Here is a 22,733-nt window from a genome sequence, read left to right as displayed (position 1 = left end):
CAAAGGAAGGTCCCTTCCCGATTTGCCTTCCCTTATTCAAGGCGGTGCGTGCTGACCTGAGCGCACCGCCGCCCAGCCGAAAGGTTGCATCATGAGCATCGATCCCCAAGCCCTCGCCGCCACAAGCCAAGCATCCCGCGGCATGAGCACCGTCTACGAAGCAGTTGCAGAAGCGCTGCTCAATATCCCCAGCTCCACCGTCATCGCCGACCTCGATCGTGTCGCCTCCGCCATGGGAGACGACCGGTTCGCAAGCGTCGAGGCATCGCCTGATTTGGAGCAACGCTTCTACAATCGCTTCTTCGTCTCGTCGAGCGCTTACCATATTGCCTGGTCGGAAAGTAGTGTCTGGAACTCGGGCGTCGTGGATGGGCGCATCGAGTACGCAAGCCCCGTTCCTTCGCGCAAGGCGCACGCCATCGCCTGCTACGAGGAGGCGGGCTTTGACTACCACAAGCTCACAGGCTACGAGATCGCAGTATCGACGCTATCTCCCGACGCTTTCGCAAGCGAGCTGGCGTTCATGTCCTATCTCCACGATGGCGCCGCCCGTGCAGCAGAGGCAGGCGACACCTCGTCGGCACAGGCAAACCTCCACTTGGCGAAACAGTTCCTCGAGCAGCATCTTTCCCGTTGGGCATCGCGCCTCGCCGAGATGGCCGCCGTTGCGGGCGACGACTTCTACGCCCGCATCGCCGCCTTCGCCGCGGACGTCGTAGCCCTCGACCTTCAGCAGCTTAAGGAAGTCGAAAGCACGCTAAGATAGCGGCACACGTGCCAACAATCCCCTTCCCTAAAAACAAAGAAGCCGAGGGATTCCTCGGCTTCTCAGTGATTGCGATATGAACGCGCAAGCTGGGCTTACAGGGCCTTCTTGGCAACCTCGACCACAGCGGTAAAGGCGGCAGGGTCATTCACAGCCATGTCAGCGAGCACCTTGCGGTCGAGCTCGACGCCGGCCTTCTTGAGACCGTTCATGAACACGGAGTAGGACAGGCCGTTGATGCGGGCAGCAGCGTTGATGCGGGTGATCCAAAGGCGACGGATGTTGCGCTTCTTGTTGCGACGGTCGCGGTACATGTACTGGAGCGAATGCTGGACCTGCTGCTTCGCTGCACGGTAAGAACGGGACTTCGCGCCGTAGTAACCCTTTGCACGGCTGAGAACGGTGCGGCGCTTTTTGCGGGCGTGGATAGAACGCTTGATGCGTGCCATAGTATTATCTCCTTAAAGAACTGAAAACGAACTAGCGGATGCCGAGATTGCGGCCGACGACCTTGGAGTCTGCCTTGGAGAGCTCGGTCTCGTTGCGGAAGTTGCGCTTGCGCTTCTGGCTCTTCTTGGTGAGGATGTGGCTCTTGAAAGCCTTCGCACGCATGATCTTGCCGGAACCGGTGACGCGGAAACGCTTGGCGGTACCGCGGTGGGTTTTCATCTTAGGCATTATTCGTCCTTTCCTTCTGCTTTCTTGTTGGTCTCTTTTTTCTTCTTCGCCGCACCGGGCAAAGGAGCGATGAGCATGTGCATGTTGCGCCCTTCCATCTTGGGCTGGTTCTCGACGACTGCAACGTCTTTGAGGTCGTCAGCCAAACGCTCGAGAATGGAAAGACCCTGTTCGGGGTGAGCCATTTCGCGACCGCGGAACATGATGGTGATCTTCACCTTGTTCCCCGCGTCCAAGAAGCGAAGCACGTGCTTCTTCTTGGTGGTGTAGTCGCCCACGTCGATCTTCGGGCGGAACTTCATTTCCTTGGTCTCGATCTTGCTCTGGTTCTTGCGAGCCTGCTTTGCCTTGATGGCCTGGTCGTACTTGAACTTTCCATAGTCCATGATGCGGCAGACCGGCGGCTCGGCGTTCGGGGCGATCTCGACCAGGTCGAGATTCTGGTCATCCGCGACGCGCTGAGCTTGCGCCACCGTGTAGATTCCCAGCTGCGCTCCGTCAAAGCCGATCAGACGGCATTCACGTGCAGTGATCTCGTCATTGAGCCGTGGCTCCTGAGCAGCTATCGCGCTCACCTTCCTTCCTCTTGCGCTTGCGCGCAACAAAAAACCCGCAGGCACGGCCGCGGGTTTCGCAATTCAAAGGATGTGCGCGAGGCACGTTATTGAAGCGACCCATCAGCAGCCGAAGCGCCGAAACAGGTGGAGAGCTTTCGCCCTCGCTTGAATACAGCCGTTACAGTATAGAGCCCTCGCGCGGCAAACGCAAGGGCTCATTTGCTATTTATGCATTGATATACACATAAATGATGCGGATCGTGTCGGCGAGGTTGCCTGAGGCGTTCGCCACCGAGTAGTCGTAGGAAAGGACCGCCGACCACGTATGGGAGACGCCGTTGATATCGATGTCACCCGAGAACGGGCAATATTCCTTCACCAGCGTGGTTCCGTCCGACGCGTAGGTGGAATACTCCGTCTTGTCGGCTGGAAGCGACACCGTGCCCGCAGGAACGGATATGCCCGCCTCCTGAAGCGTCTTCTCGATAATCGACTCGTTTTTCACCGCGTCCGAGAACGAGAGCGTGCCGTAGCCGAGCGACGCCGTGCCGGCGGAATAGCCCGCCTGAACGACCGCCCCGTCCTCGTCGAGGCCCAGATACAGCGTCGGCGTGCCCGTGCGCGTGTCGGCAGGCTCGTCGGTCAGAGCCACGCGAACTTCGGTCTTGATGGGGTTGCCCTCCTCGTTGACCTCGTTCGACACGGTAACCTGAGCGCCGCGCCCAACCTTGGCGAGCGCATCGTCTTGCGTGCAGCCCAAGAGCTCGGTCAAGTTCGGCGCGCTCGTCTTCTTCACGGTCGACGTGGCGTCGTTGCCTTCGCTTCCCGCCTGCAGCGAGCTCGTATCCTGGTTCGATTGCTGCTGCTGGGTCTGCTGGTAGGCGGCCGTCTGCGCGGTTTGGAACAGGCGGACGGCAAAGTACCCGCCGGCTGCAAGCAGAAGCACGAGCAGTACCACGACCACGATGAGAATGCGGCGCATGCGGCGAGATTTGCGCATGTAGGAGGGGATTTCCTCCTTCGCGGCGGAGGAGTGGCGCCCACGTGCGGGAGCGGGGTCGGCGGGAACATCGGGGTCGAACGCCGAGGGCTCAACCACAGGCTCGAGGCTCTCGAGCGCGTCGGGGTACTCGTCCTCGTCGTCGCCTTTGTAGCTGAAGCCGCCCGCATGCGCTCCCTGGGAAGCGCCGCGCGACTCACCTGCGGCGAAGGCGTCATCCGCGTCAAGCGGCGCACCCTCATCGGAGGAGCCGTCCTGCGCGTCCCACTCATCGGCTGCGTAGGCATCGTCGCCCGCGATCGGGGCGAAGCGGTCTGTCCTCCCCGGCTTATCGTCCGCGAAGGCGTCTTCCTCGAAGGCTATCTCGCCCTCCTCGCCGGAGTAGGCGTGCCGGCCCCCTTCCGACCAGCCGTCATCGCCTATGGGCGCGAACGCCTGGGTCAATCCGATGTCGTTCGAGCGATCTTCCTCGCCCTTGCGCATCGCCTGATCGTCTCTGCCTTCTGTTGCTTTTCCAGTGTGTTTCGGCATTGCGATACCTTTCAATCTCTTCGCAGGTCACAGGCCCTTCTAGCCCATGAACGCCACGTAGTACACGATGAATGCGACGATTCCTATCAGGGCCACCGCAATGATGCCCTTCTGCATGCCGGACATCTTGGTGCCCTCGAGGTCTTCAAGCGTCGTCTCCTCGTAACCTTTGCGAGCAGGGGCGGAAGTCTTTGCGGGCTTGTCAGCCTTCGCGGCACGCTCGGGGGCGGGGGTGGAAGCTCGCGACGGGGACTCGCTTGGGCCTTCCCCACCGTCGGCCTCGGCCGCCTCGGTCGCCGCTGCGCTTCCTGTCGCCTCGTCTCCTGCTGCCTGCGCTGCGGGCTCGCCTTCCCCATAGCTGCGGGAGCGGGGGGCGCCCGCTTCGATCACGACATCGTCCTCGTCGTCGGACGCAACGCTGATATGCGAGAATTTTTGGGCGTCTCCAGTCACGGCCTTATCCTTTCCGTCGTCTTCGCATGATTATAGATGATTGGCCCAAGCCATTGCGTCTTCCCTGCGATATATCCACGTTGCCCCCAGGCGGCAGGGCGCGTTGTGCGACAATAGGAGGCGAACGAGAAGCCCTTCCGAGAAAGACGTCCTATGGAACTTACCCCCTGCAAAACCGTGCACGGGTTCACTGTGCGCACTACCTCCGACCTGCCCGAAATCGACGGGCGGGCCTACGTGCTCGACCACAACGCCTCGGGCGCGCAGCTGCTCTACCTGCAAAACGACGACGCGAACAAGGCGTTCTCAATCGCTTTCAAGACACCACCCGCCAACGACACGGGCGTCTTCCATATCCTCGAGCACTCGGTGCTCTGCGGTTCGGACAAGTTCCCCGTGAAAGAGCCTTTCGTGAACCTGCTTAAAAGCTCGATGCAGACGTTCTTGAACGCCATGACCTACCCCGACAAGACGGTCTACCCCGTGGCGAGCACCAACGAGCAGGACCTTTTGAACCTCATGGACGTCTATCTCGACGCTGTGCTGCACCCCGCCATCTTCCACAAGCGCACGATCTTCGAGCAGGAAGGCTGGCATGTGGAGCTGGCGGGCGATGAAGGCGCGGGCAAGCTCGCCTACAACGGCGTGGTGTACAACGAGATGAAAGGCGCGCTCTCCGACCCCGAGTCGATTCTCTACGACGAGCTTTCGGCGGCGCTGTTCCCCGACACGGCGTACCGCTTCGAGTCGGGCGGCAAGCCCTCCGCCATCCCGACGCTTTCCTACGAGGAGTTCCTCGACACCCACCGCCGCCACTACAACCTGGCCAACGCGAAGATCGTGCTCTACGGGAACATGGACCCCGAACGCTTCCTCGCCTTCCTCGACGAGCGCTACCTCGCCCCCGGTGCCGCCGAGGCGCGCGCCGAGAACACGCCGAACCCGCTTGAGCTGCAGGCGCCCGTGACGTCGTTCGGGAACAAGACGCCCATGAAGACGGCGCCCGAGAACGCCTGCTGCGCGGTCGGCTTCGTGGCAGGAACCGCCGCCGACAGGGAGCGCATGATCGCGATGGACATCCTGCTCGACGCGATCTTCGGCTCGAACGAGGCGCCTGCGAAGCGCGCGCTGCTCGACGAGAACCTCGCCTGCGACATCGTTGCCTACATGGCCGACGCCATGCTGCAGCCCTTTGCCGTCGTGCAAGCGAAAGGCCTTGAGGAAGGCGCCGCCGAGCGCTTGCGACCTGTGCTTTCGCGTGTGCTTGCGGAGCTTGCGGACGGCGCGCTCGACCACGACGTGGTGGCGGCAGCCCTCTCTCATGCCGAGTTCGTGATGCGCGAGCAGAACTTCGGGATCGCCGACGGCGTGGCGCTCGCCTGCTCGTGCATGGCCGGCTGGCTCTACGACGACGATGCCGCGCTCGATTATTTGCGCTACGAGGATGCGTTCGAAAGCCTGCGCAAGAAGCTCGACGAGGGCTACTTCGAGCAGCTGATCCGCGAGGTGTTCCTGGAAAACAACCATGCGGCTGACGCGGAGGTCGTGCCCGTTGACAAGGCCCCCGATGACGACGATGCTGCGGCGGCCCGCTTGGCCCAGATGGAGCGCGAGCTTAACGACGAGCGGATCGCCGCGATCGAGGCCAACGTCGCCGCCCTTCGCCGTGCGCAGGAGGAGCCCGATTCGCCCGAAGCGCTCGCAACCCTTCCCCGCATGCGCGCAAGCGACATCGAGCAAGCGCCCGCTGAGCCCGCTTTCCGCCTCGACGAATCGGGAGATATTCCCGTGATCAGGCACGACGTGTCGACGCGCGGCATCGTGTACGCGTATCGCTACTACGGCCTGGAGCGCCTTGCCTTCGAGGAGCTGCCCTACGCGAAGCTTCTTGCCATGGTGCTCGGCAAGCTCGCGACGAGCAAGCACACTGCGACGGAGATCGACACGCTCACGCAGGCGAAGCTCGGCAACCTCGCCTTCTACACCGAGGTGCACGAGCGGGAAGACGACCGCAGCGCGCTTTCCCCGAAGCTGACCGTGTCGTGCTCGGCGCTCGCAGAGAACGCCGAGTGGGCGGCGACGCTGCCGAGCGAGATCATCGAGGAGACGCTTTTCGACAACTTCGGCAAAATCCGCGACATCCTCGTGCAGAAGCGCGTCGGCATGGAGCAGAATTTCGCGAACGCCGGACACACCGCGGCGATGGCGCATGTCGCGTCCTATTACCTGCCCGCGGCCGTCGTGCGCGAGCAGATCGGCGGAGTGGGATTCTACCGATTCCTGAAGCGCACGCTTGCCACATTCGACGAGGAGAAGGAAGCCCTCGCCGCGAAGCTTGCCGAGGTGGCGCAGCGCATCTTCACCGACGACAACTGCACGATCGGCTTCACGGGCAAAGACGACGATTTCGACCGCGTGATGAGCGCGGGAATGGCCACGGGCCGCATCGGGGAGCCGAGCTGCACGGCGCGCCTCATCGTGCCCGAACCGAACGTGCCCGCGACCGGCGAGGCGTTCGCTGTGCCGACGGACGTGACCTACACCGCGCTCGGCTTCGACCGCCGCTTGCTCGGAGTTCCCTACTCGGGCGCCTGGCTTGTGGCGTCGCGGGCGCTTTCCTACGACTTTTTGTGGAACGAGGTGCGCGTGAAGGGCGGCGCTTACGGAGCGGGGTTCTCGCCCACCCGCACGGGTAACCTGCGCTTCTACTCGTATCGCGACCCGCACGTTGACGAGACCCTCGAGCGCTTCCGCGCGGCGGGCGCATGGCTTTCCGACTTCAGCCCGAGCGAGTCGGAGATGGACGGCTACATCGTCTCGACCGTCGCGGGGCTCGACGCGCCATTGAAGCCCCGCGAGCTCGCGCGTCGTCAGGATGGCTATGTGTTCGCGCACATCGACCCGACAGAGCGCCTGGTCACGCGTTCGCAGGTGGCGAATGCGACCATCGAGGAAGTGCGGGCGCTCGGAAACGCCGTGAGCCAGGCGGCGAACAAGAACATCGCCTGCGTGTTCGGCAACCGCGAGATCATCGAGAGCGCAAAGGCCGACTTCACCGTGGTGGACTTGCTCGGAGAGTAAGGCTTTGCTCGTCGGGTGCGGGTCGAAACCGCCCGTGCCCGCCTGCACCTGGGGCGTCCGCGTGACCCGAGCGGCAAGACGCGAACAGCCCAACCCGCGCCTGCATGATTCGAGACCGCATTACGAGTCGGAAAAGTACATCGAATTGAAGAGATTCTGGCACAAAAACCGAGGTATCCCACGGAGAGAACCAGAGCGAAGGTAAGTAGTTGAAGTGAGCAGAGCTGCGACCTGGTATTTTCCTGTCGAGACATGTTCCTGAGCCGCACGCACCTCCGATTGGGGAATGCTTTTTGTGGGACACCTCGGTTTTTGTGCCAGAATCTCCCGAAATCGCTGCACTAAATGCGAAACGCCTCCGAAAGGAGGCGTTTCAGCTAATGAAGCATTTTCACTTGCGAGTTTTGGATCGGGCGATGGCAAGCCGCCGCCCGAGGTGTCACAGCTTACGAAGCCTTCACGGCGTTCGAGCCAGCCGTAGAGGCACCGCCCGCCGTCGTGTCGGTCGAAGTGGCACTCTGCGCGCCTGCATCAGCAGACACCGCGTCGGTCGAGGTCGTGCCGTTCGTCGTCGAATCCGATTTCGCCTTCGCGCCCGATGTCGCCCCAGCGGTGAGCTTCACCGACGAGAGGTCCATGCTACCGCCCAGCCACTTCGACTGGATAACGCCCATGACACCGCTGGAGTTCAGAGAGCTCACGGCGTTGGCGATGGCGGTCTTCAAGTCCGAGTTGCTATCGAGTACACCGACACAATAACCGCTCGGCTGCTGCATAAGCGCGATGATGCTCGCGTTGATGTTCGACCCGTTCGCATAGTACTTGCCGATGACCGCGTCGGCGGCAACGTATTGCACCTGCCCCGAGCTCAAAGCCGCAAACGCCTCTTTCGGGCTGGAGGTGGAGGTGAGCGACGTGTCGCCGAACTCGTTCATGACGGCCCAAGCGCTCGTGGAGGAAACCTGCGCAGCGAACTTGGCGCCGGTCGTCGCAGTCGGGACGGCGGCGTTCTCCGACATGGCGAACAGCGCGATGCCCGTGGGCAGGTAGGAATCGGATTTCCAGAACGAGCCATCGGTCGAGGACTTATCGATGCCGAGCACGATGTCGACCGACCCGTCCTTGAGCGCACCTTCGGGATCGCTGCCCGTGTCGACGATGGAGAGCTTCAGGCCGAGACTGTCCGCGATGGCGGCCGCCACGTCGACGTCGATGCCGACGATCTTGTTGCCCGACATGCCTGCGAGCGGGGCGCGGCCCGTGTTCACGCCGACGCGCAAAACGCCAGCTTCCTTAATGGTCGGCGATTGAACCTGAGGGGTCTTCGTCTCGGGCTCGTAAGTGGAATCGGTCGAGCAGCCCGTCATTGCGAACGCAAGAGCCATGGCGCAACCGATCGCCACGCAAAGGATAGCTTTCCGAAAACGCTTCGTCACCGTAACCTCCGTCTGTTCCTTTTCATGCGCTTCTTTCGGCTGACCTAGTCTTTGCCCCCACACTCGCGCACTGGGACGTGAGCTTGCACCCGTGGTACCTCTCGCCCGCGGCGGCCTTGTGCCGCACGAAAAATGGGATCGGGCGGTGCGACTTACCTCTAGGACGCGCCATGCTCGCTGCGCGCAAAACGCGCAACTTACGTGGATCCTTTTGACCGCGTCTGCCTTGGACTGAGAAACGCTCGGGGCGTTTCCGCAACTACAGACCCGAAAGAAGCACGTTTCAGTGTAGCAGAACGGCAACGACGAATTGAAGCACACACATCATTCCACATGGAAGCGGGAAAGAAGGGATAGAGGAAATCTTCGGAACCAAGAGGATTTTGCCGCAAGGAACGAATACAGGATAAAAGACCTTCCGACCCTGCTAAAAACTAGAAGAGACCTGCCAGAAATCGGGAGGTTTTCATCACGCAGAGAGTGCTTGCGCTCGCTTTGCTGGTCGCTCTCGTTTTGCGCCGAAGCGAATCGCCAGGTCAGCAGGATGCGTCATGGGACGCGCGCGCTTTCCCTCCTTGTTCGGCTCTTCAATTTGATGAAAACTGCCAATTATCTGGCAGGTTGGGAGTTTATTTCTGCACGCGCGGGAGTCAGCAAGCCTGTCTGAACGCAACCCTGTCCGAACTCGAGGTTTCCCTGCGATCACTTAACCAGCCTCCGTTTCTCACCAGGGGTTTTGCGCGTCGGGCTTTCCGCCTGTTTGCACCTGCCAGGTTCTTGCAAGGTTTTTGCGAGTTGCAGGATCGAACGGAAGGCGGAATATGCTCTCGCCCGGCGAAATGCTGCTGGGAAATCCCGCAGAAGCTTGGCAATACTGCCATGAGATTCCTTAAAAGGCTTGGAAAGCGCGCCTGAAGAATGTTCCCGTCGCGCCGCGTTTCGGCAAGGCTCGTGCACGTCATCTGTCAGGATCGCTCGCTACACTTCGCATCATGACAGCCTTCGCGACAACCACCCTCGCCGACACCGCGCGCCTCTACGCCGAGGCGGCGGCGCAGGCTGTCGCGGAAACGCTTTGGCCCACCCGCTGCGCCATCTGCGACGAGCCCGGCGAGCTTTTGTGCGAACGCTGCAGAAGCGAGCTCCCCTTCATCGACCTGTGGCGCGCGTGCCCCATCTGCGGCGCCCCCTGGGGGCATACGCAGTGCACCGAGTGCAACCCCGTAATGCTTGCCGCAACGGGACGCGAAGCCGTGGCGTTCTCGAGCCTCGCGAGCCCCTTCGAGCTCACTGAAAGCTCGCGCCGCATTGCCGTCGTCTACAAGGACGGAGGCGAGCAACGACTTGCAACGGAGATGGCGCGCTACATGGCTCTCTACCTCTCCCCCGAAATCGCAAGCGAGGTGGCAGGGGTCACGTTCGTCCCCGCCTCGCGCAAGGCCAGGGCGCGCCGCGGGTTCGACCACGCGGAGTTGCTCGCGCAGGAAGTGGCGTTCGTAATCGGGCGACCCGTCATTCCCTTGCTTTCCCCGCCGCGCGCCCACGACCAGCGCGCACTCTCGCGTCGCGCGCGCATGGGGAACATGGCGCATGCCGTTTCCGCGCTACCAGGCGCGAGCGCGCCGGAAAGCATCCTGCTCATCGACGACGTGTGCACGACAGGCGCCACGCTGTTCGCCGCGTGCGACGCGATACGGGAAGCAGGCGGGCGCAACGTGCACTGCCTCACCTTTGCCCGAGCTTAATAAGAGCCGGCAATTATATAGGCGATGTCCCGCTCCCCAAGAGGGTCGCTATCATCAGGACCGAGCCAAAACTCAGCACTTACAAGCTCAATTCGGTCCTGCGAATCAGATCGTCCTGTGCGGCCTTGTAGACCTCAGTGAAATAAGCGGAAAACCCGGCGATGCGAACCACGAGGTCCTTGTAGTTCTCTGGGTGCTTCTGGGCATCGCGCAGCGTATCAGCGGACACGATGTTCAGCTGCATCTCCATACCGTCCATGTTGAAGAAGTAGGTCTGCATGAGCGACGCCAGCTTTGCCACACCCGCATCGTCGCTGATCGCAGACGGGTGGAACTTCATGTTGAGCAACAAGCCGTTGGAGTACTTGCTCGTGTCGAAGTTACTCACGGAGCCCAAAATCGCCGTCGGCCCGTTGACGTCGTAGCCCTGCACAGCGGAGATACCGTCGGACAGCGGCTCGCCTTTGCGGCGCCCATCGGGCGTCGCGGCCGTGAACTTGCCAAAGGTCACGTTCATCGTCACAGGATACAAGCCCGCAGCATAGTGGTTGCCACGCATGCCAACGCGGGAGTTCACGTAATCGGCAAAAGACTCGGCCACGAAGCGGCAGTACTTGTCAGCCTCGGGGTCGTTGTTGCCGTAGTGCACTACGTCGCCGGCGATCTTCTCGCGTAGCTCCTCGTAGCCCTCCCAGTTGGCGATGAGCGCGTCGTAGAGCTCGCGCGTGCTCACACTCTTGTCCTTAAAGCACAGCTTGTCGATGACGTTGAGGCTTTCCACCACGTTGCCCAAGCCGATGCCAGAGACGCCGGTGGAGTTGTACTTGGCGCCGCCGTCGACCACGTCGCGGCCGCTCTCCATGCACCCGCACATCATGGCGGACACAACGGGCTGCGGCATGACCCTGCGCCCGACGGTCTCGTACACGTTGTTGATGGCAACGTACCAGTTGACCCAGTACTTGAGCTCGCCCTCGTATGCCGCGAGGATCTCGTCCATGCTCTCCATCTCGTATAGACGCTTCTCACTCGGCCCGAACTTGGTCTCCAAATCGACCAAGGGACCGGGGCCGATGCGGTAGGACTTGCCGGCATTGATGGCAAACTGCAGGATGTTGGCGAAGTTGACATACGAGCTGATGCCCAGACCGCCGCAGGCAGGCCATTCGGCACCGCCGATAGAGGGCTCGACACAACCGATGAGGCAGTAGTTCCACAGATCCTCATCCGCGATGCCGCGCTTCTTGAGCGCCTTCATGATGACCTGGTCGTTGAACCAGCTGGGAACGCCGCCGTTGATCCGGTTGACGGCGATGGCGCACTCCCACAGCTTCTGCGGGGTACCCGGATGCACGCGCAGGCCCTGCGTGGGGCTGTGCATCCTCATGCGACCCATGGCCTCGAGGCCCATGTAGGTGATGGGGTTGGTGGCGTCGTTGCCGTCCGCGTCGATGCCACCAAGGGTGATGAGCTGGCCAGAGGTGTAGCCCGGCGCAGAGTACACGGTGCGCAGCGCCCAGGCCTTGTTGCACTCGGCGACCTTGAGGTAGTAGAGGTCGACGAGCTCTTGGGCCTGCTCCCAGGTGATAGCGCCCTCGTCCAGGTCCTTTTGCACGTAGGGCCCCAGGATCTGGTCGAGGCGGCCGATGCTCGTCCCATGCATGTTGGCGTCCATAAGCACGCACATCTGATAAAACCACAGCATCTGGATCGCCTCGCGGAAGTCGCGCGGGGGATTATCCGCAATCCACGCCATAGTCGCGGAGATACGCTCGAGCTCGGCTTTGCGCGCGACATCGGCGGTCTCCTTGGCCATCTGAGCGCAGCCATCGGCATAGCGCTTGGCAAAGGTGATCATGCCCTCGCAGACGATGGAAACGGAGCGGTAGAAGTTGTAGGACTCGGCCTGATCACCGGGGATGCCCTCTGCCTCGAGCTGGGCGATCTTGGCGTCGGCCTCGTTTTTGACCGATGCGAAGCCGCGCTCGAGAGCGCGCTTGTAGTTGGGTGCGAAATGCCCGACCGGCTGCGGACAGATATCCTGCGCCGTGAAGTTAACGACACAGCTGTTGGCAATTGACTTGTAGGACTCAGGGATGTAAGGATTCACCTTCGAACAGAGGCCCTCCTCATCCCAAAACGGCGCAGTCTCGAGGATGTAGGCGCGGTCTTCCTCGCGGTACTGGTACGGGTCGGCGTCGCGGGCAGCGATCGAGCCGTCCTCGAGCTCCGGGACAAGCCAACGGATGCCATACTCGGGGTACAGCGCCGAGCCCTTGAACGTCGCGGTGTAGCTGCCGATGATGAGCTCGTCGTCACACACGAAGATGGGCATCTTCTCGCACAGGTTGCGGAAGTTAAGGGCCCTCTTCAAGCTACCCTCGACGTTGCGGTTGGCCATATAGAACTCCGTCACCAGGCGGTAGCGGTTGATATCAAGGTACGGCACGGTGTCGCGATACTTGGCGCGCACCCTCTCCACACGCGGCGACAGAGGCGAGAACTCGTACATAGCGACACTCCTTTCTGCTTGAAACGGGGAGGGACCTCATGGCCCCTCCCCTGTCAGGACAACTCAGCGGTTAGGCCTTTGCGGCAGCTGCGGCAGGTGCTGCAGGTGCTTCTTCCTTGTCGAAGCCGACCTTGTGGGCGCGCCACATACCGAACATCAGCATCAAGAAAGCGACGATGCCACAAGCGGAGACGAAGACCAGCGCCGGGTAGTAGCTTCCAGCGGCGTCGAAGATCGCGCCGTTGATCGCGATGCCCATGGAACCGACAAGCGCGTTGCCCATGGTTGCGTAGGAGAACAACTTGGGAAAGTCCTTGGGACCGAACATCTTGGTGCAAACGAGCGGGAGCATAACCGTCTGGATGGAGAACGCCACACCGTAGAACAGGGCGCCGATGAACAGGATGGTCGTATTACCGCCGTTGAAGATGACCATGACCAGGCCGATGGCAACAACGATGTAGCCGACGATCAAGGTCTTCTTGGTGCCGATGATGTCGTTCAGCGGGCCGAGGACGAGCTTGCCGACGAGGTTGCCGACCATGTTGGCGGAGCCGAGCAGGCCAAGGGCGGTGGCGGACATGCCAAGCCATGCGCCAAAGCCGGTCATGTGCTGGGTGAAGGAAGTGGTCAAGGACATGACGCCGCCGGTGAGGAAGATGAGAGCAACAAGACCAGTTACCCAAGCGCGCTTGGCGGAGATACCAACATTCATGCCGGCCTTGGCGGACTCGACGGTCTCACCCTCTTCTGCGCCATACGGAGTCATGCCGATGTCGGAGGGCTTGAACTTGAGGATGAAGGCAGTGAAGGGAACGGTGAGGATCAAGGAGGCGCCGCCGGCAATCATATAGGAGGACTGCCAGCCAACGGTCACGATGAGGTTGGCTAGAATCGGGGTGAAAATGGCGGCACCGACGCCAGAGAACGCGGTGGAGATGCCCATTACCAAGCCGTTCTTCTTCTTGAACCAGTTGTTGATAAGCATGGGCAGAGGAGCGAAGAACAGAAAGGAGCTGCCGATGCCGATGACGACGGCGTCGAGCCACCACTGCCAGGGTTCGGTGAACTGCGACATCAGCATGAAGCCGCCGCCGTCCAGGATTGCCGCCACAGTCATGAGGACGTTGATGTTCTTGGTTGGCAGCCAGCGACCGACTATCGGCATCATGAAGGCGGTGGCCCACGCCTGGATAGTCATGTAGAGAGCCAGGTCACCACGTCCGCAGCCGATTGAGTCGGAGACAGGCTGTAGGAACACGCCGGAGAGGTTTTGGATGATGCCGAGCTGGCCTGCCTGCAAAAAGCAGCAGGCAATCATGATGATCCACGCGTAATGAATCTTTCCTTGTTTCTTGGTTGGTGCAGTCATTTCAGTCACTTCCCTTACTCGATTCCGCGCACGACGAGCGTCTTGCGCTGTGTGAATTCCTTCATGAGATCTGCAATGCCCTCGCGGCCGACGCCGGAGCGCTTATAACCGCCAAAGGCGTGCTTGGGATTGCGGAAGCTTCCTTCGCCGTTGCAGACGACAGTGCCGGACTCGATCTTGGAGGCAATAGCCATGCCGCGCTCGAGCGTGCCAGCGATAACGCCGCCGTTGAGGCCGAAGATAGACTGGTTGGCGATTTCGATAGCCTCCTTGTCCGTGTCGTAGCCGATGACCGCCCAGACGGGGCCGAAGACCTCGAGGTCGGAGGCGATGGGCAGGTCCTTGGTGCAGTCGATGACTGTCGGAGCCATGAAGGCACCTTCCGCAGTACCACCGCACAGCAGCTTGGCGCCTGCGGCGACGGTCTGCTCGACCTGGGAGGCGCACTCCCTGGCAGCGCGCTCGTTGACCAGCGGGCCCATCATGGTGGACTCGTCTGCTGGGTTGCCGACTTTGATGCCGCCAACCGCCTTGACCAGCGCGTCGAGATAATCTTCCTTGATAGAGTTGTGGACGATGAAGCGTTTGGTGATGCAACAGATTTGACCGGCGTTGGCCATGCGGCACATCGACTGGCCCACGGCGTTCTCAAGGTCGGCATCATCGGTGATGACTAGCGGGTCATTACCGCCCATCTCGAGCAGCAGGTGGTGGAAGTACGGCGCACTGTACTCGACGAGCTTGGAGCCGACACCAGTCGAACCGGTAAAGCTCACAGCATCGATCTTATCTGTTGCGACGAGCCACTCGCCCATCTTTGCGCCAGAGCCGCTCAGGGCTTGAACAACGCCTGCGGGGAAGCCCGCCTCGTTAAGGATCTCCGCATATCGTAGGACGGTCAAGGGCACATCGGAGGGCGCCTTGATGATGATGGCGTTACCAGCAGCAAGCGCAGGAGCGGTCTTGAACGTGAGCGTCGAGATGGGGAAGTTGAAGGGACCGATGCAAGCAACGACGCCCAACGGCTCGATCTTGGTAAACGCGAGGTCGCCGATGGCATCTCCCTCGGCGTTTTGGTCGATAACGGTCTCACCGCTCATCATCTCCGCCGCAGAAGCGGAAAGCCTCAGCAGCGTGGGAATCTCTGCTGCCTCGGAGCGCGCCATGCCGATGGGCTTGCCCATCTCAGCGGTGACCATCTGAGCCAGCTCCTCGAGGTGGCCGTCAAAGATGTCGGCTGCCTTGCGCAGGATGCCGCAGCGCTCGTTGCGCGTCATCGCAGCCCACAGCTTCTTGCCCTCCTGAGCGGCGTCAAGCGCACGCTCAACATCCTCCTTGGTCGCCAGAGGAGCCCGGCCCAAGACCTCGCCCGTGGCGGGGTTGGTAGATTCCCTCGTGGCGCCGTCGCTGGCGGGTACCCACTCGCCGGCAATCAACATAAGCTTGTCTTCCATCTGATTTCTCCCCTTCCTTACAACAAACTTTCTCAACGTTTAGAACGCGTTCTCCGTGCGGCTGATGATGTCGTTTTGCAGATCGGGCGTCATCTCGACGAAGTACGCGGAAAATCCCGCAATGCGGACCACCAGGTCGCGGTAGGTCTGCGGGTCGGCCTGGGCAGCGCGCATGGTCTCGGCGCTGACGATGTTGTACTGGACCTCCATGCCGCCGTTGGCGAAGTAGGTCTTCGTCATCTCCTTGAGCTTGCCCAGGCCCTCGTCCGTGCTCACCGACGACGGGTGGATGCGCATGTTGAGCGCAAGTCCGTCCATGTAGCGCGAGTGGTCGAAGCAGCAGGTGGAGTTGAACACCGCCGTGGGGCCGTTAAGGTCGCGGCCCTGGGCAGGCGACGTCGCATCCGCCATGGGATCGCCGGCGCGGCGGCCATCAGGCGTCGCCCAGGTGTCCTTGCCCTGCGCCACGTGGTCGGACGCGCCGTAGAGGCCGGACTTGAACTTCTTGGAGCGCACGCTGTAGAGCTCGCCGCAGAGGCGGTAGTAGAGGTCAGTAATCCACTGCATCTCGACATCTGCGTACGGGTCGTCGTTGCCGTAGTGCGGGACCTCCGCGAGGATGGTCTGACGCAAGTCCTCATAGCCCTCCCAGTTAGCCATGACCGCGTTGTAGAGCTCCTGGGCCGTGCACAACTTCTTGTCGAAGACCATGTACTTGATGGTGGTGAGGCTGTCGGCGATAGTCGCAAGACCAGTGGCGGTGCCGCCGTAGGAGTTGTACTTGGCGCCACCCTGCGTGCAGTCCTTGCCGCTCTCCATGCAACCCTCGATGCCAAGAGAAAGCGCGGCAAGGCTCGTGCGGCGCATCATCAGATACTCCGTGTAGTTGCTGCAGGTGGCGTTCCAGCGCATGACCCAGCGCGCCATGTCCTCGACGGCCTTCTTGACCTCGTCGAGCGACTTCATCTCGAGAAGGTAGCCGGTCTTGACGGGCGATGCCTTGCCGTTCTTGGGGTTGACGCCGTTGTTGATCGCCATGTCGAACACCACGCCAAAGAGGATGGTGGCATGCGGCGGGGTGATACCATTGGGCGCGGGGAAGTCCGTGCCGCAGCCGACGAACTCCTGGCAGCCGATGACGCCGTAGTCGCGCGCATCCTTGAGGCTGAAGCCGAGCTCGCGCTGCAGGGCGGGGATGACGATCTCGTCGTTTTGGTACAGCGGCAGGCCGCCCACCAAGCGCGAGGTACACAGCGCGCACTCCCACAGCTCATCCGGCGTGTTCTTGTTGATGCGCAGGGAGATCGTGGGGTCGTGCAGGCTCAAGCGACCGATGGTCTCGAGCACCATGTAGGTGACCGGGTTGGTGGCGTCTTCGCCCGTCTTGGGAATCACGCCGCCGATGGTAGTGTGCTGATAGGTGTTGTTAGCGCCGGCGATGTTCATCACGACTGGATGTGCGGCGTTGTAGAAGCAAGTGGATTTGAGGAAGAACGCATCGACAAGCTCCTGGGCCTGCTCGCGCGTGAGCTTGCCACAGGCCAGGTCCTTCTCGAGGTACGGCCAGGTGTACTGGTCAAAACGGCCAAACGCCAGCGCGGGCTCCTTAGCCTCGGCATACATGAGCAGATGGTAGAGCAGGGCCATCTGACACGCTTCCCAGAAGTCGCGGGCAGGCTCGGTGGAGATCCACTCGAGTTTCTCGGCCATGGTCTCAAGCTCTGCCTTGCGGGCCTCGTCCTCGCAGGCTGCCGCCTTGTCGCGGCATGCCTGGGCATAGCGTTTTGCCAGGACCTCGCCTGCATTGCAGACGATGATCTCTGCCTCGTAGAACATGCACTTGTCGACGTCGTCGCCCATCAGGTTGCCCTTGCGCGCGTCAAGCCACTCGCGGGCCTCGCGGCGCAGGTCGCCGTAGCCGCGCTCGATGATCTTCTTGTGGCCGGGGATGAGATGCCCGCATGCCAAACCGGCGATGTCCATGTTCGCCTTGTAGCTGCCCGCACCCGTCTCTGCGAATTCCATATAGCCCTCGGGCATCCAGGACTGGGCGACCTCGCCAAAGCGATGCTCTTTCCAGTACGGAAGGATTGATTTGAGCTGCTCGAGTGACTCCTTGGTAATAGCAAGCTTGACGTTCTCGTTCTTGCGATGGAGGCGCCCGTCCTCTTCCTCATGCCACAGGTCCGAGTTGGCGATCTCTCCGAGCACCCAACCGGCACCGTCCCACTCGGGCCATACGTTGGACGCGCAGAACTTGGCCGCCTGGTTTCCCACGAAGATGTCATCGTCCTCCACGATGATCGTCTTCTTGGCGCAAACATCGTAGGTAGCACGAGGAATCTTAATCATCCACGGCACGTTCTCGTTGCGCTGGTAAGACTCCGTGACGATGAGAGCACGCTCAGAGTCTATTTCGATCACTCGTGCTCGAATGCGCTCGTGCATCGCCTTGATGCGCTCCGTCACAGGACTGAACTCGTACATTGCAACACCCCTCCTCAAAGATCGGGATTTCCGTACCCTCTTTATACGGGGCAAGAGATGCGACGCATACGTCCAAAGCGCACACACTTAACGGTCAGCTTGGGCACTTGCGACGCAGACAATGCCCAGTTTGTGGCAGCAAGCGAACAAGGGTGGTCTATTCTCACAACGTAAGCTGTCCACGTTGTGCAAGATGCCCTTGATGGCCGCAAGTGCGCATGCGATATTCGAGTCACCCTAGAAGCATGGAGGACGATTATGAGCGCAACGGGAATCATCTACGACATCCAGGGCTATTCGGTTCACGACGGCCCAGGCATACGCACAACCGTCTTCTTGAAGGGATGCCCGCTGTCTTGCCCTTGGTGTCACAGTCCAGAATCCCAGTCCTTCAGCCTACAGGTGTGCTTCAAGAAAGCAGGCTGCATGGGACTCGACTCCTGCACACACTGCATCGACGCTTGCCCCAACAGCGCGATAAGCGATAGGGGAGATGCTGAAGGGGGCAAGCGCCTGCCCAGCCGCGCGCGAAAGCTGTGCACTGACTGCGGTACGTGCGTCAAGGAGTGCCCACCCAAGGCCTTCTATATCTGCGGCAAAGAGTGGACGGTAGAGGACGCTGTTGCGCGCGTCTTGCGGGACAAGCCCTTCTATGAGTCCTCTGGGGGCGGCGTGACCCTCTCCGGCGGAGAGGCATTGAGCCAAATCGACTTTGCGGAGGAGTTCTTGCGGGCATGCAAGGAGGCTGGCCTCGACACTGCACTTGACACGACAGGCTACGCGCCGCAATCAGCGGTTGATCGCGTGGCGCCTTACGTCGACCTCTATCTCTACGACCTCAAGCACATGAACAGCGCTCGTCACAAACAAGCCTGCGGCACACCAAACGAACCTATCCTCGCCAACGCCCGTCATATAGCGGAACTCGGTGGAAAGCTGCAGATCAGGATTCCACTGATACCGCTTTTCAACGATTCCGAAGAGAATATGCGCGCCACGGCGACCTTCTGCAGAGAGTTGAGAGACGCAGTGAAGACCGTACAGTTGCTCCCCTACCACACCTTGGGAATCTCCAAGTACGAGCGGCTGCAGTATGATAAGAAAGTATTTGCAGCGGAGCCCATGAGCGATGCCCGAGCAGAGGAACTCGCCGCATACTTCAGAGGCGAGGGCTTGCCAGTGGTCATTCACTGAGTATGTGCAAAGCGCAACCCAAGCAAAGAGAGGAGCTGGGGATGGACAGGCTCAAACTGAGTGCCGAGGTGTTTGCAAAGGAGCTTGCACCCTACATGGCGTTCAAGAACTTCTCCTCGATGCGCGGCACGTTCATCGACCACTTCGAGGTATATGATAACCAGACTTTCCTACTACGCAAAGACTGCCTCTATCTGTGTCTGGACAGCGAACTCCCGCCCTGCGAGCACATACAGGGCGGCACGACGTTCGTCTGCGCTAACGCGAAGACAGCCTGCAAGAATACAGAATGCAACCGTTGCAACATCATCGCGCTCAAGGACCTTGGCCCCGCTGCTGCGATCAACGCCGTCGCGGCGATATTCAACCGCTACCAGGAGTACGGGCTCGCTATCGAGCTTGCCGCAGGTAGGGGCGACGAGGGCCTGCAGACCATCATGGACATCGGCGAGAAGATGATTGGCGCGCCGCTGTGCTTGTTTGACATCAACTACAACGTCATCGCCTGCAGCGACCACAAGGAGCTTTTCCGCAACCCCCTGTGGGAGACCATTATTGAAGACAACAAACCGGCTCGCTGCGAGATCATCGACGCTTGCATCCGAGGCATCTCACCCGACAACCCCACTCCCGCCAACTCCGCTATGAAGGCCACAGCGGTCTCTGGCTACAATCTCTTGGCCCGCAGCCTGCTCCGACGAGGGCATGCAGTCGCATCGCTTTGGGCCATTTCAACAGAGAAGGGGTTCTTCTTCCCACCAGCGTCGCTGCACATGCTTGCCTGGATATGCCGCTGCCTCGACGAGTGGGTTGAGGGCACTCAACAGCTCATCACCGGGCGCGGCAGCATCATGGAGCGTTTTCTGCTTGACATCGCGGATGGCTCCCTGTATGACGACATGACGATCGGCATCGCCGCAAACTACGTCGGCTTCGAAATTAAAAGCGATGCCGAGTACCAGCTCTGCGTGTTCAAGCCAATCGACAAGATCGGTGCCATAGAGACCGACATCCAGCTTATGCAAACTATCGAGAAACGCTTCCCCAAGGCAATTTGTGCCGTCACCGACATGGGCGTGCTGGTGTTGTTCACACTTGAAGCAAACGGAATCGATCTTGAGCCGAAGGAGAAGGAGGTGCTGCAAAGCCTCTGTTCGCAGCTGTCATATACCGCAGTGTTGAGCACGTCGTACTTCAACTTGACCGACACTCCCAAGATCGTGCAGCAGATTGCCGACTGCCTCTCATTCCTCGCATTGGGGACAGGAAGAGGTAAGCTGCACCATCATTGCAACCACCTTGTCCAGCAGAGCATGCGCTTCGTGCTCGCCAACCAGCCACCCGAGACCCTCATTCACCCCATGATCAGGAAACTGCAGAAGTACGACGAGGAGAACGGCGTCAACTACCTCGAAACATTCAAGGTTTACCTGAACAACCGCTGCAATGCGGCGGAGACCTCAGAGCAGCTCTACATGCACCGAAATACGCTACTACACCGCATCAAACGCATAGAAGAGCTGCTGGGGCATACGCTCGAGGACTGGACCCTGAGACGCGTGCTGCTCTTCAGCATCGACTACCTGTACCTAGAGGAAAAGCGGGACATCTAGGTTGCGGCGGACTACCCTGACACCCACATCGGACTTGCGACCTAGCAATACTGGTGCACAACCCAAGCTAAAGCGAGGGCTCTCCCGCATCCCTTTCCTCAGGCCTCCTCCATGGCTTATACCTAGCGCTGCAGTCAGCTACCGACTCGGCCCCTTCGCGAACCACGCCTTCCCGCACCCATAAAAACGGAGGGTCCCCTGAGGGACCCTCCGCTGGAAAATGCCTGATCTGCGAGAAGCCGGTGCGCGCTTACTTCTGCGCGGCGATGCCTTGCTGGGCTTCCGAGAACTCCTCGACGTCGACCGAAATGCTGTGCTTGATCGGCTTCCACTGGCACTTCTTCACAAGCGCAACGAGCGCGATAGGCACATACGTCAGCATGAAGAACGGGAAGGTGAACATATAGAGCACCTTCTTGCGCGTGGGCGCGTGGATGGAATCCCACTCGACGAACGTGGTGAGCACGCCGAAGAGGAACATGAACATAACGTAGTTGAACAGACAGAAGAAAATCGACGAGATGGAGCTTGCGATCATGACGCCCGTCGACATGGCGCCCGTCGCTGCAAGCACGATGATGATCGTGTTGAAGATAACCGACACGATGGTGAGCAGCATGCCTGGTGCGATGGTCATGAGCATGTCGTAGCAAGCGAAGCGGGAACCTTTGGGGTTGGTGAAGATGCCCTTCGCAAGGCGCGCACCGTAATGCCAAAACACCTGGTAGAAACCCTTCGCCCAGCGGAAGCGCTGGTTCCAGGAATCGCGGAAGGTGACGGGCTGCTCGTCGTAGAGGACCGCCGTCGGAGTGTAGGCGATGCGAATGCCCTCGAGGATGCTGTTCGCGGAGAACTCGATGTCCTCGGTGAGCAGGTGCCATCTCCAGCCGTCATTCTTCTCGATAATGTCAGCGGCAATGAAGAAGCCCGTGCCCGACACCGCGCAGCTCGTGTTGAGCGTAAGGCGGGCCTGATTCAGGAACTTGGCCTCGCGCAGGAACCATACGGCATAGCCCGCGGAAATCCAGTTGGAGTCGTAGTTCTTGGAGTTGCGGTAGCTCGTGGACGCCTTCGCGCCGTTGTCGAAGGTCTTGTTCATCTCACGGAAGTAGTTCACGTCGAGCACGTTGTCCGCGTCGAAGACGAAATACGCCTCGTAGCCCCGGTCGGCGTACTGGCTCCGGATAATCTTGAAGCCGTAATCGAGCGCGTAGCCCTTGCCAACCTGCTCGGTGTTGAAGCGCTTGAACACGGTTGCGCCCGCCTCGCGCGCCACGTCGGCGGTGTTGTCGGTGCAGTTGTCGGCGATGACGAACACGTCGATCAGCTCTGTCGGGTAGTTCTGCACCTTGATAGAGTGGATCAAATCGCCGATGACCGCGCTCTCGTTGCGGGCGGAGACGACGACGGCGTATCGATGGTTCTTTTTCGCGACGAGCTGCTTCGGCTTGCGAGAAAGCACGACGAGCACGTAGTACAGCTGATAGGTATAGCAAATGGTAAACGTGATGAAGACGCAGAAGTTGAAGATATCCACGAACGATATCTGCGAGAAGAATTGGTCGAGCACCAGCCCTGCCCCTTACAACTTGTGGCCGCCCGCGCGCGGGCGAACTTTGGCTTCGCCGCATCTGTCCGCGGCACTTCCGTTCAAACTTTCTGGATTATAGCGGCCTTGAGCGATCTTGTGCGCCTCACGAGGGGAAGCTGTAGCCGAAACGCCCATTTCAGGCAATAAAAGGGCAGCTTGCACACCTTGGATGCACAGCATCTTCATATTAGAAAGACCAGCTAAATGATGTCAAGGGCTTTCCGAGACATTTTTAGATAGAACTTTGACAATCGAATATGGGA

16 protein-coding genes are annotated in these 22,733 nt (G+C 60.5%); 5 read left to right on the top strand and 11 right to left on the bottom strand.

Features of this window, described 5'->3' with window-relative positions:
* The first annotated feature begins 91 nt into the window (after positions 1–91).
* Complete coding sequence (locus Q0I65_RS07825) at positions 92–766, top strand: molecular chaperone TorD family protein (protein WP_296062046.1); 675 nt, start codon at positions 92–94, stop codon at positions 764–766.
* Between the two features lie 95 nt (positions 767–861).
* Here Q0I65_RS07825 and rplT read toward each other — a convergent pair whose 3' ends face one another.
* From rplT to Q0I65_RS07800, 5 genes are all read right to left on the bottom strand, one after another.
* Positions 862–1,215 carry a 50S ribosomal protein L20 gene (gene rplT, locus Q0I65_RS07820; protein ID WP_158048987.1) on the bottom strand — a complete coding sequence of 118 codons (354 nt, stop codon included), beginning with the start codon at positions 1,213–1,215 and terminating at the stop codon, positions 862–864.
* Between the two features lie 31 nt (positions 1,216–1,246).
* On the bottom strand, positions 1,247–1,444 hold the full coding sequence (gene rpmI / locus Q0I65_RS07815) for a 50S ribosomal protein L35 (protein ID WP_296062044.1): 198 nt from the start codon (positions 1,442–1,444) through the stop codon (positions 1,247–1,249).
* Positions 1,444–2,019 (bottom strand): translation initiation factor IF-3, encoded by a 576-nt coding sequence (gene infC / locus Q0I65_RS07810; protein ID WP_211361001.1) that lies wholly within the window; start codon positions 2,017–2,019, stop codon positions 1,444–1,446. Before infC ends, rpmI begins: the two co-directional genes overlap by 1 nt.
* Before the next feature lie 208 nt (positions 2,020–2,227).
* The gene (locus Q0I65_RS07805) at positions 2,228–3,532 is read right to left on the bottom strand and encodes a histone-lysine N-methyltransferase (RefSeq protein WP_296062040.1); all 1,305 of its coding nucleotides are present in this window, start codon (positions 3,530–3,532) and stop codon (positions 2,228–2,230) included.
* Positions 3,533–3,571: 39 nt separating this feature from the next.
* Complete coding sequence (locus Q0I65_RS07800) at positions 3,572–3,985, bottom strand: hypothetical protein (protein ID WP_296062037.1); 414 nt, start codon at positions 3,983–3,985, stop codon at positions 3,572–3,574.
* A gap of 153 nt (positions 3,986–4,138) precedes the next feature.
* Between Q0I65_RS07800 and Q0I65_RS07795 the strand changes: the two genes are divergently transcribed.
* Positions 4,139–7,066 carry an insulinase family protein gene (locus Q0I65_RS07795; protein ID WP_296062034.1) on the top strand — a complete coding sequence of 976 codons (2,928 nt, stop codon included), beginning with the start codon at positions 4,139–4,141 and terminating at the stop codon, positions 7,064–7,066.
* 446 nt (positions 7,067–7,512) lie between these two features.
* On the opposite strand, the gene Q0I65_RS07790 is transcribed toward Q0I65_RS07795, so the two are convergent.
* Positions 7,513–8,451, bottom strand: a complete 939-nt coding sequence (locus tag Q0I65_RS07790) for a transporter substrate-binding domain-containing protein (RefSeq protein ID WP_296062032.1) — start codon at positions 8,449–8,451, stop codon at positions 7,513–7,515.
* Between the two features lie 1,043 nt (positions 8,452–9,494).
* On the opposite strand from Q0I65_RS07790, the gene Q0I65_RS07785 reads away from it, so the two are divergent.
* A complete protein-coding gene (locus Q0I65_RS07785; protein WP_296062029.1) occupies positions 9,495–10,247 on the top strand; it encodes a double zinc ribbon domain-containing protein in 753 nt (250 codons plus the stop codon).
* Between the two features lie 79 nt (positions 10,248–10,326).
* On the opposite strand, the gene Q0I65_RS07780 is transcribed toward Q0I65_RS07785, so the two are convergent.
* The 4 genes from Q0I65_RS07780 to Q0I65_RS07765 all read right to left on the bottom strand — a co-directional run bounded on the left by Q0I65_RS07780 (position 10,327) and on the right by Q0I65_RS07765 (position 18,072).
* A complete protein-coding gene (locus tag Q0I65_RS07780) occupies positions 10,327–12,759 on the bottom strand; it encodes a pyruvate formate lyase family protein (RefSeq protein WP_296062026.1) in 2,433 nt (810 codons plus the stop codon).
* Between the two features lie 70 nt (positions 12,760–12,829).
* On the bottom strand, positions 12,830–14,131 hold the full coding sequence (locus tag Q0I65_RS07775) for an MFS transporter (RefSeq protein ID WP_296062024.1): 1,302 nt from the start codon (positions 14,129–14,131) through the stop codon (positions 12,830–12,832).
* Positions 14,132–14,145: 14 nt separating this feature from the next.
* Positions 14,146–15,585 carry an aldehyde dehydrogenase family protein gene (locus Q0I65_RS07770; protein WP_296062021.1) on the bottom strand — a complete coding sequence of 480 codons (1,440 nt, stop codon included), beginning with the start codon at positions 15,583–15,585 and terminating at the stop codon, positions 14,146–14,148.
* A 39-nt stretch (positions 15,586–15,624) separates the two neighbouring features.
* The gene (locus Q0I65_RS07765) at positions 15,625–18,072 is read right to left on the bottom strand and encodes a pyruvate formate lyase family protein (RefSeq protein WP_296062016.1); all 2,448 of its coding nucleotides are present in this window, start codon (positions 18,070–18,072) and stop codon (positions 15,625–15,627) included.
* A 258-nt stretch (positions 18,073–18,330) separates the two neighbouring features.
* Here Q0I65_RS07765 and Q0I65_RS07760 point away from each other — a divergent pair, with 258 nt between their 5' ends.
* Both Q0I65_RS07760 and Q0I65_RS07755 read left to right on the top strand, forming a co-directional pair.
* A complete protein-coding gene (locus Q0I65_RS07760) occupies positions 18,331–19,266 on the top strand; it encodes a glycyl-radical enzyme activating protein (RefSeq protein WP_296062014.1) in 936 nt (311 codons plus the stop codon).
* Between the two features lie 41 nt (positions 19,267–19,307).
* Positions 19,308–20,879 carry a helix-turn-helix domain-containing protein gene (locus Q0I65_RS07755; RefSeq protein WP_296062013.1) on the top strand — a complete coding sequence of 524 codons (1,572 nt, stop codon included), beginning with the start codon at positions 19,308–19,310 and terminating at the stop codon, positions 20,877–20,879.
* Positions 20,880–21,129: 250 nt separating this feature from the next.
* Here Q0I65_RS07755 and Q0I65_RS07750 read toward each other — a convergent pair whose 3' ends face one another.
* Positions 21,130–22,449 (bottom strand): glycosyltransferase family 2 protein, encoded by a 1,320-nt coding sequence (locus Q0I65_RS07750; RefSeq protein WP_296062011.1) that lies wholly within the window; start codon positions 22,447–22,449, stop codon positions 21,130–21,132.
* Between the last annotated feature and the right edge of the window lie 284 nt (positions 22,450–22,733).

This window comes from uncultured Ellagibacter sp. (assembly GCF_934643285.1).
In the GTDB taxonomy this organism is placed as follows: Bacteria; Actinomycetota; Coriobacteriia; order Coriobacteriales; family Eggerthellaceae; genus Ellagibacter.
Note: the sequence above shows the minus strand (reverse complement) of the source record. Positions and strands in the feature narration are given on the sequence as shown.

What these genes read in the sequence shown, in the direction of transcription:
- Q0I65_RS07780 (WP_296062026.1), bottom strand. Translation starts at nt 12,759, where the DNA reads ATGTACGAGTTCTCGCCTCTGTCGCCGCGTGTGGAGAGGGTGCGCGCC.
- Q0I65_RS07825 (WP_296062046.1), top strand. Translation starts at nt 92, where the DNA reads ATGAGCATCGATCCCCAAGCCCTCGCCGCCACAAGCCAAGCATCCCGC.
- rpmI (WP_296062044.1), bottom strand. Translation starts at nt 1,444, where the DNA reads ATGCCTAAGATGAAAACCCACCGCGGTACCGCCAAGCGTTTCCGCGTC.
- Q0I65_RS07790 (WP_296062032.1), bottom strand. Translation starts at nt 8,451, where the DNA reads ATGGCTCTTGCGTTCGCAATGACGGGCTGCTCGACCGATTCCACTTAC.
- Q0I65_RS07755 (WP_296062013.1), top strand. Translation starts at nt 19,308, where the DNA reads ATGGACAGGCTCAAACTGAGTGCCGAGGTGTTTGCAAAGGAGCTTGCA.
- Q0I65_RS07770 (WP_296062021.1), bottom strand. Translation starts at nt 15,585, where the DNA reads ATGGAAGACAAGCTTATGTTGATTGCCGGCGAGTGGGTACCCGCCAGC.
- Q0I65_RS07805 (WP_296062040.1), bottom strand. Translation starts at nt 3,532, where the DNA reads ATGCCGAAACACACTGGAAAAGCAACAGAAGGCAGAGACGATCAGGCG.
- Q0I65_RS07795 (WP_296062034.1), top strand. Translation starts at nt 4,139, where the DNA reads ATGGAACTTACCCCCTGCAAAACCGTGCACGGGTTCACTGTGCGCACT.
- Q0I65_RS07760 (WP_296062014.1), top strand. Translation starts at nt 18,331, where the DNA reads ATGAGCGCAACGGGAATCATCTACGACATCCAGGGCTATTCGGTTCAC.
- Q0I65_RS07765 (WP_296062016.1), bottom strand. Translation starts at nt 18,072, where the DNA reads ATGTACGAGTTCAGTCCTGTGACGGAGCGCATCAAGGCGATGCACGAG.
- Q0I65_RS07785 (WP_296062029.1), top strand. Translation starts at nt 9,495, where the DNA reads ATGACAGCCTTCGCGACAACCACCCTCGCCGACACCGCGCGCCTCTAC.
- Q0I65_RS07775 (WP_296062024.1), bottom strand. Translation starts at nt 14,131, where the DNA reads ATGACTGCACCAACCAAGAAACAAGGAAAGATTCATTACGCGTGGATC.
- rplT (WP_158048987.1), bottom strand. Translation starts at nt 1,215, where the DNA reads ATGGCACGCATCAAGCGTTCTATCCACGCCCGCAAAAAGCGCCGCACC.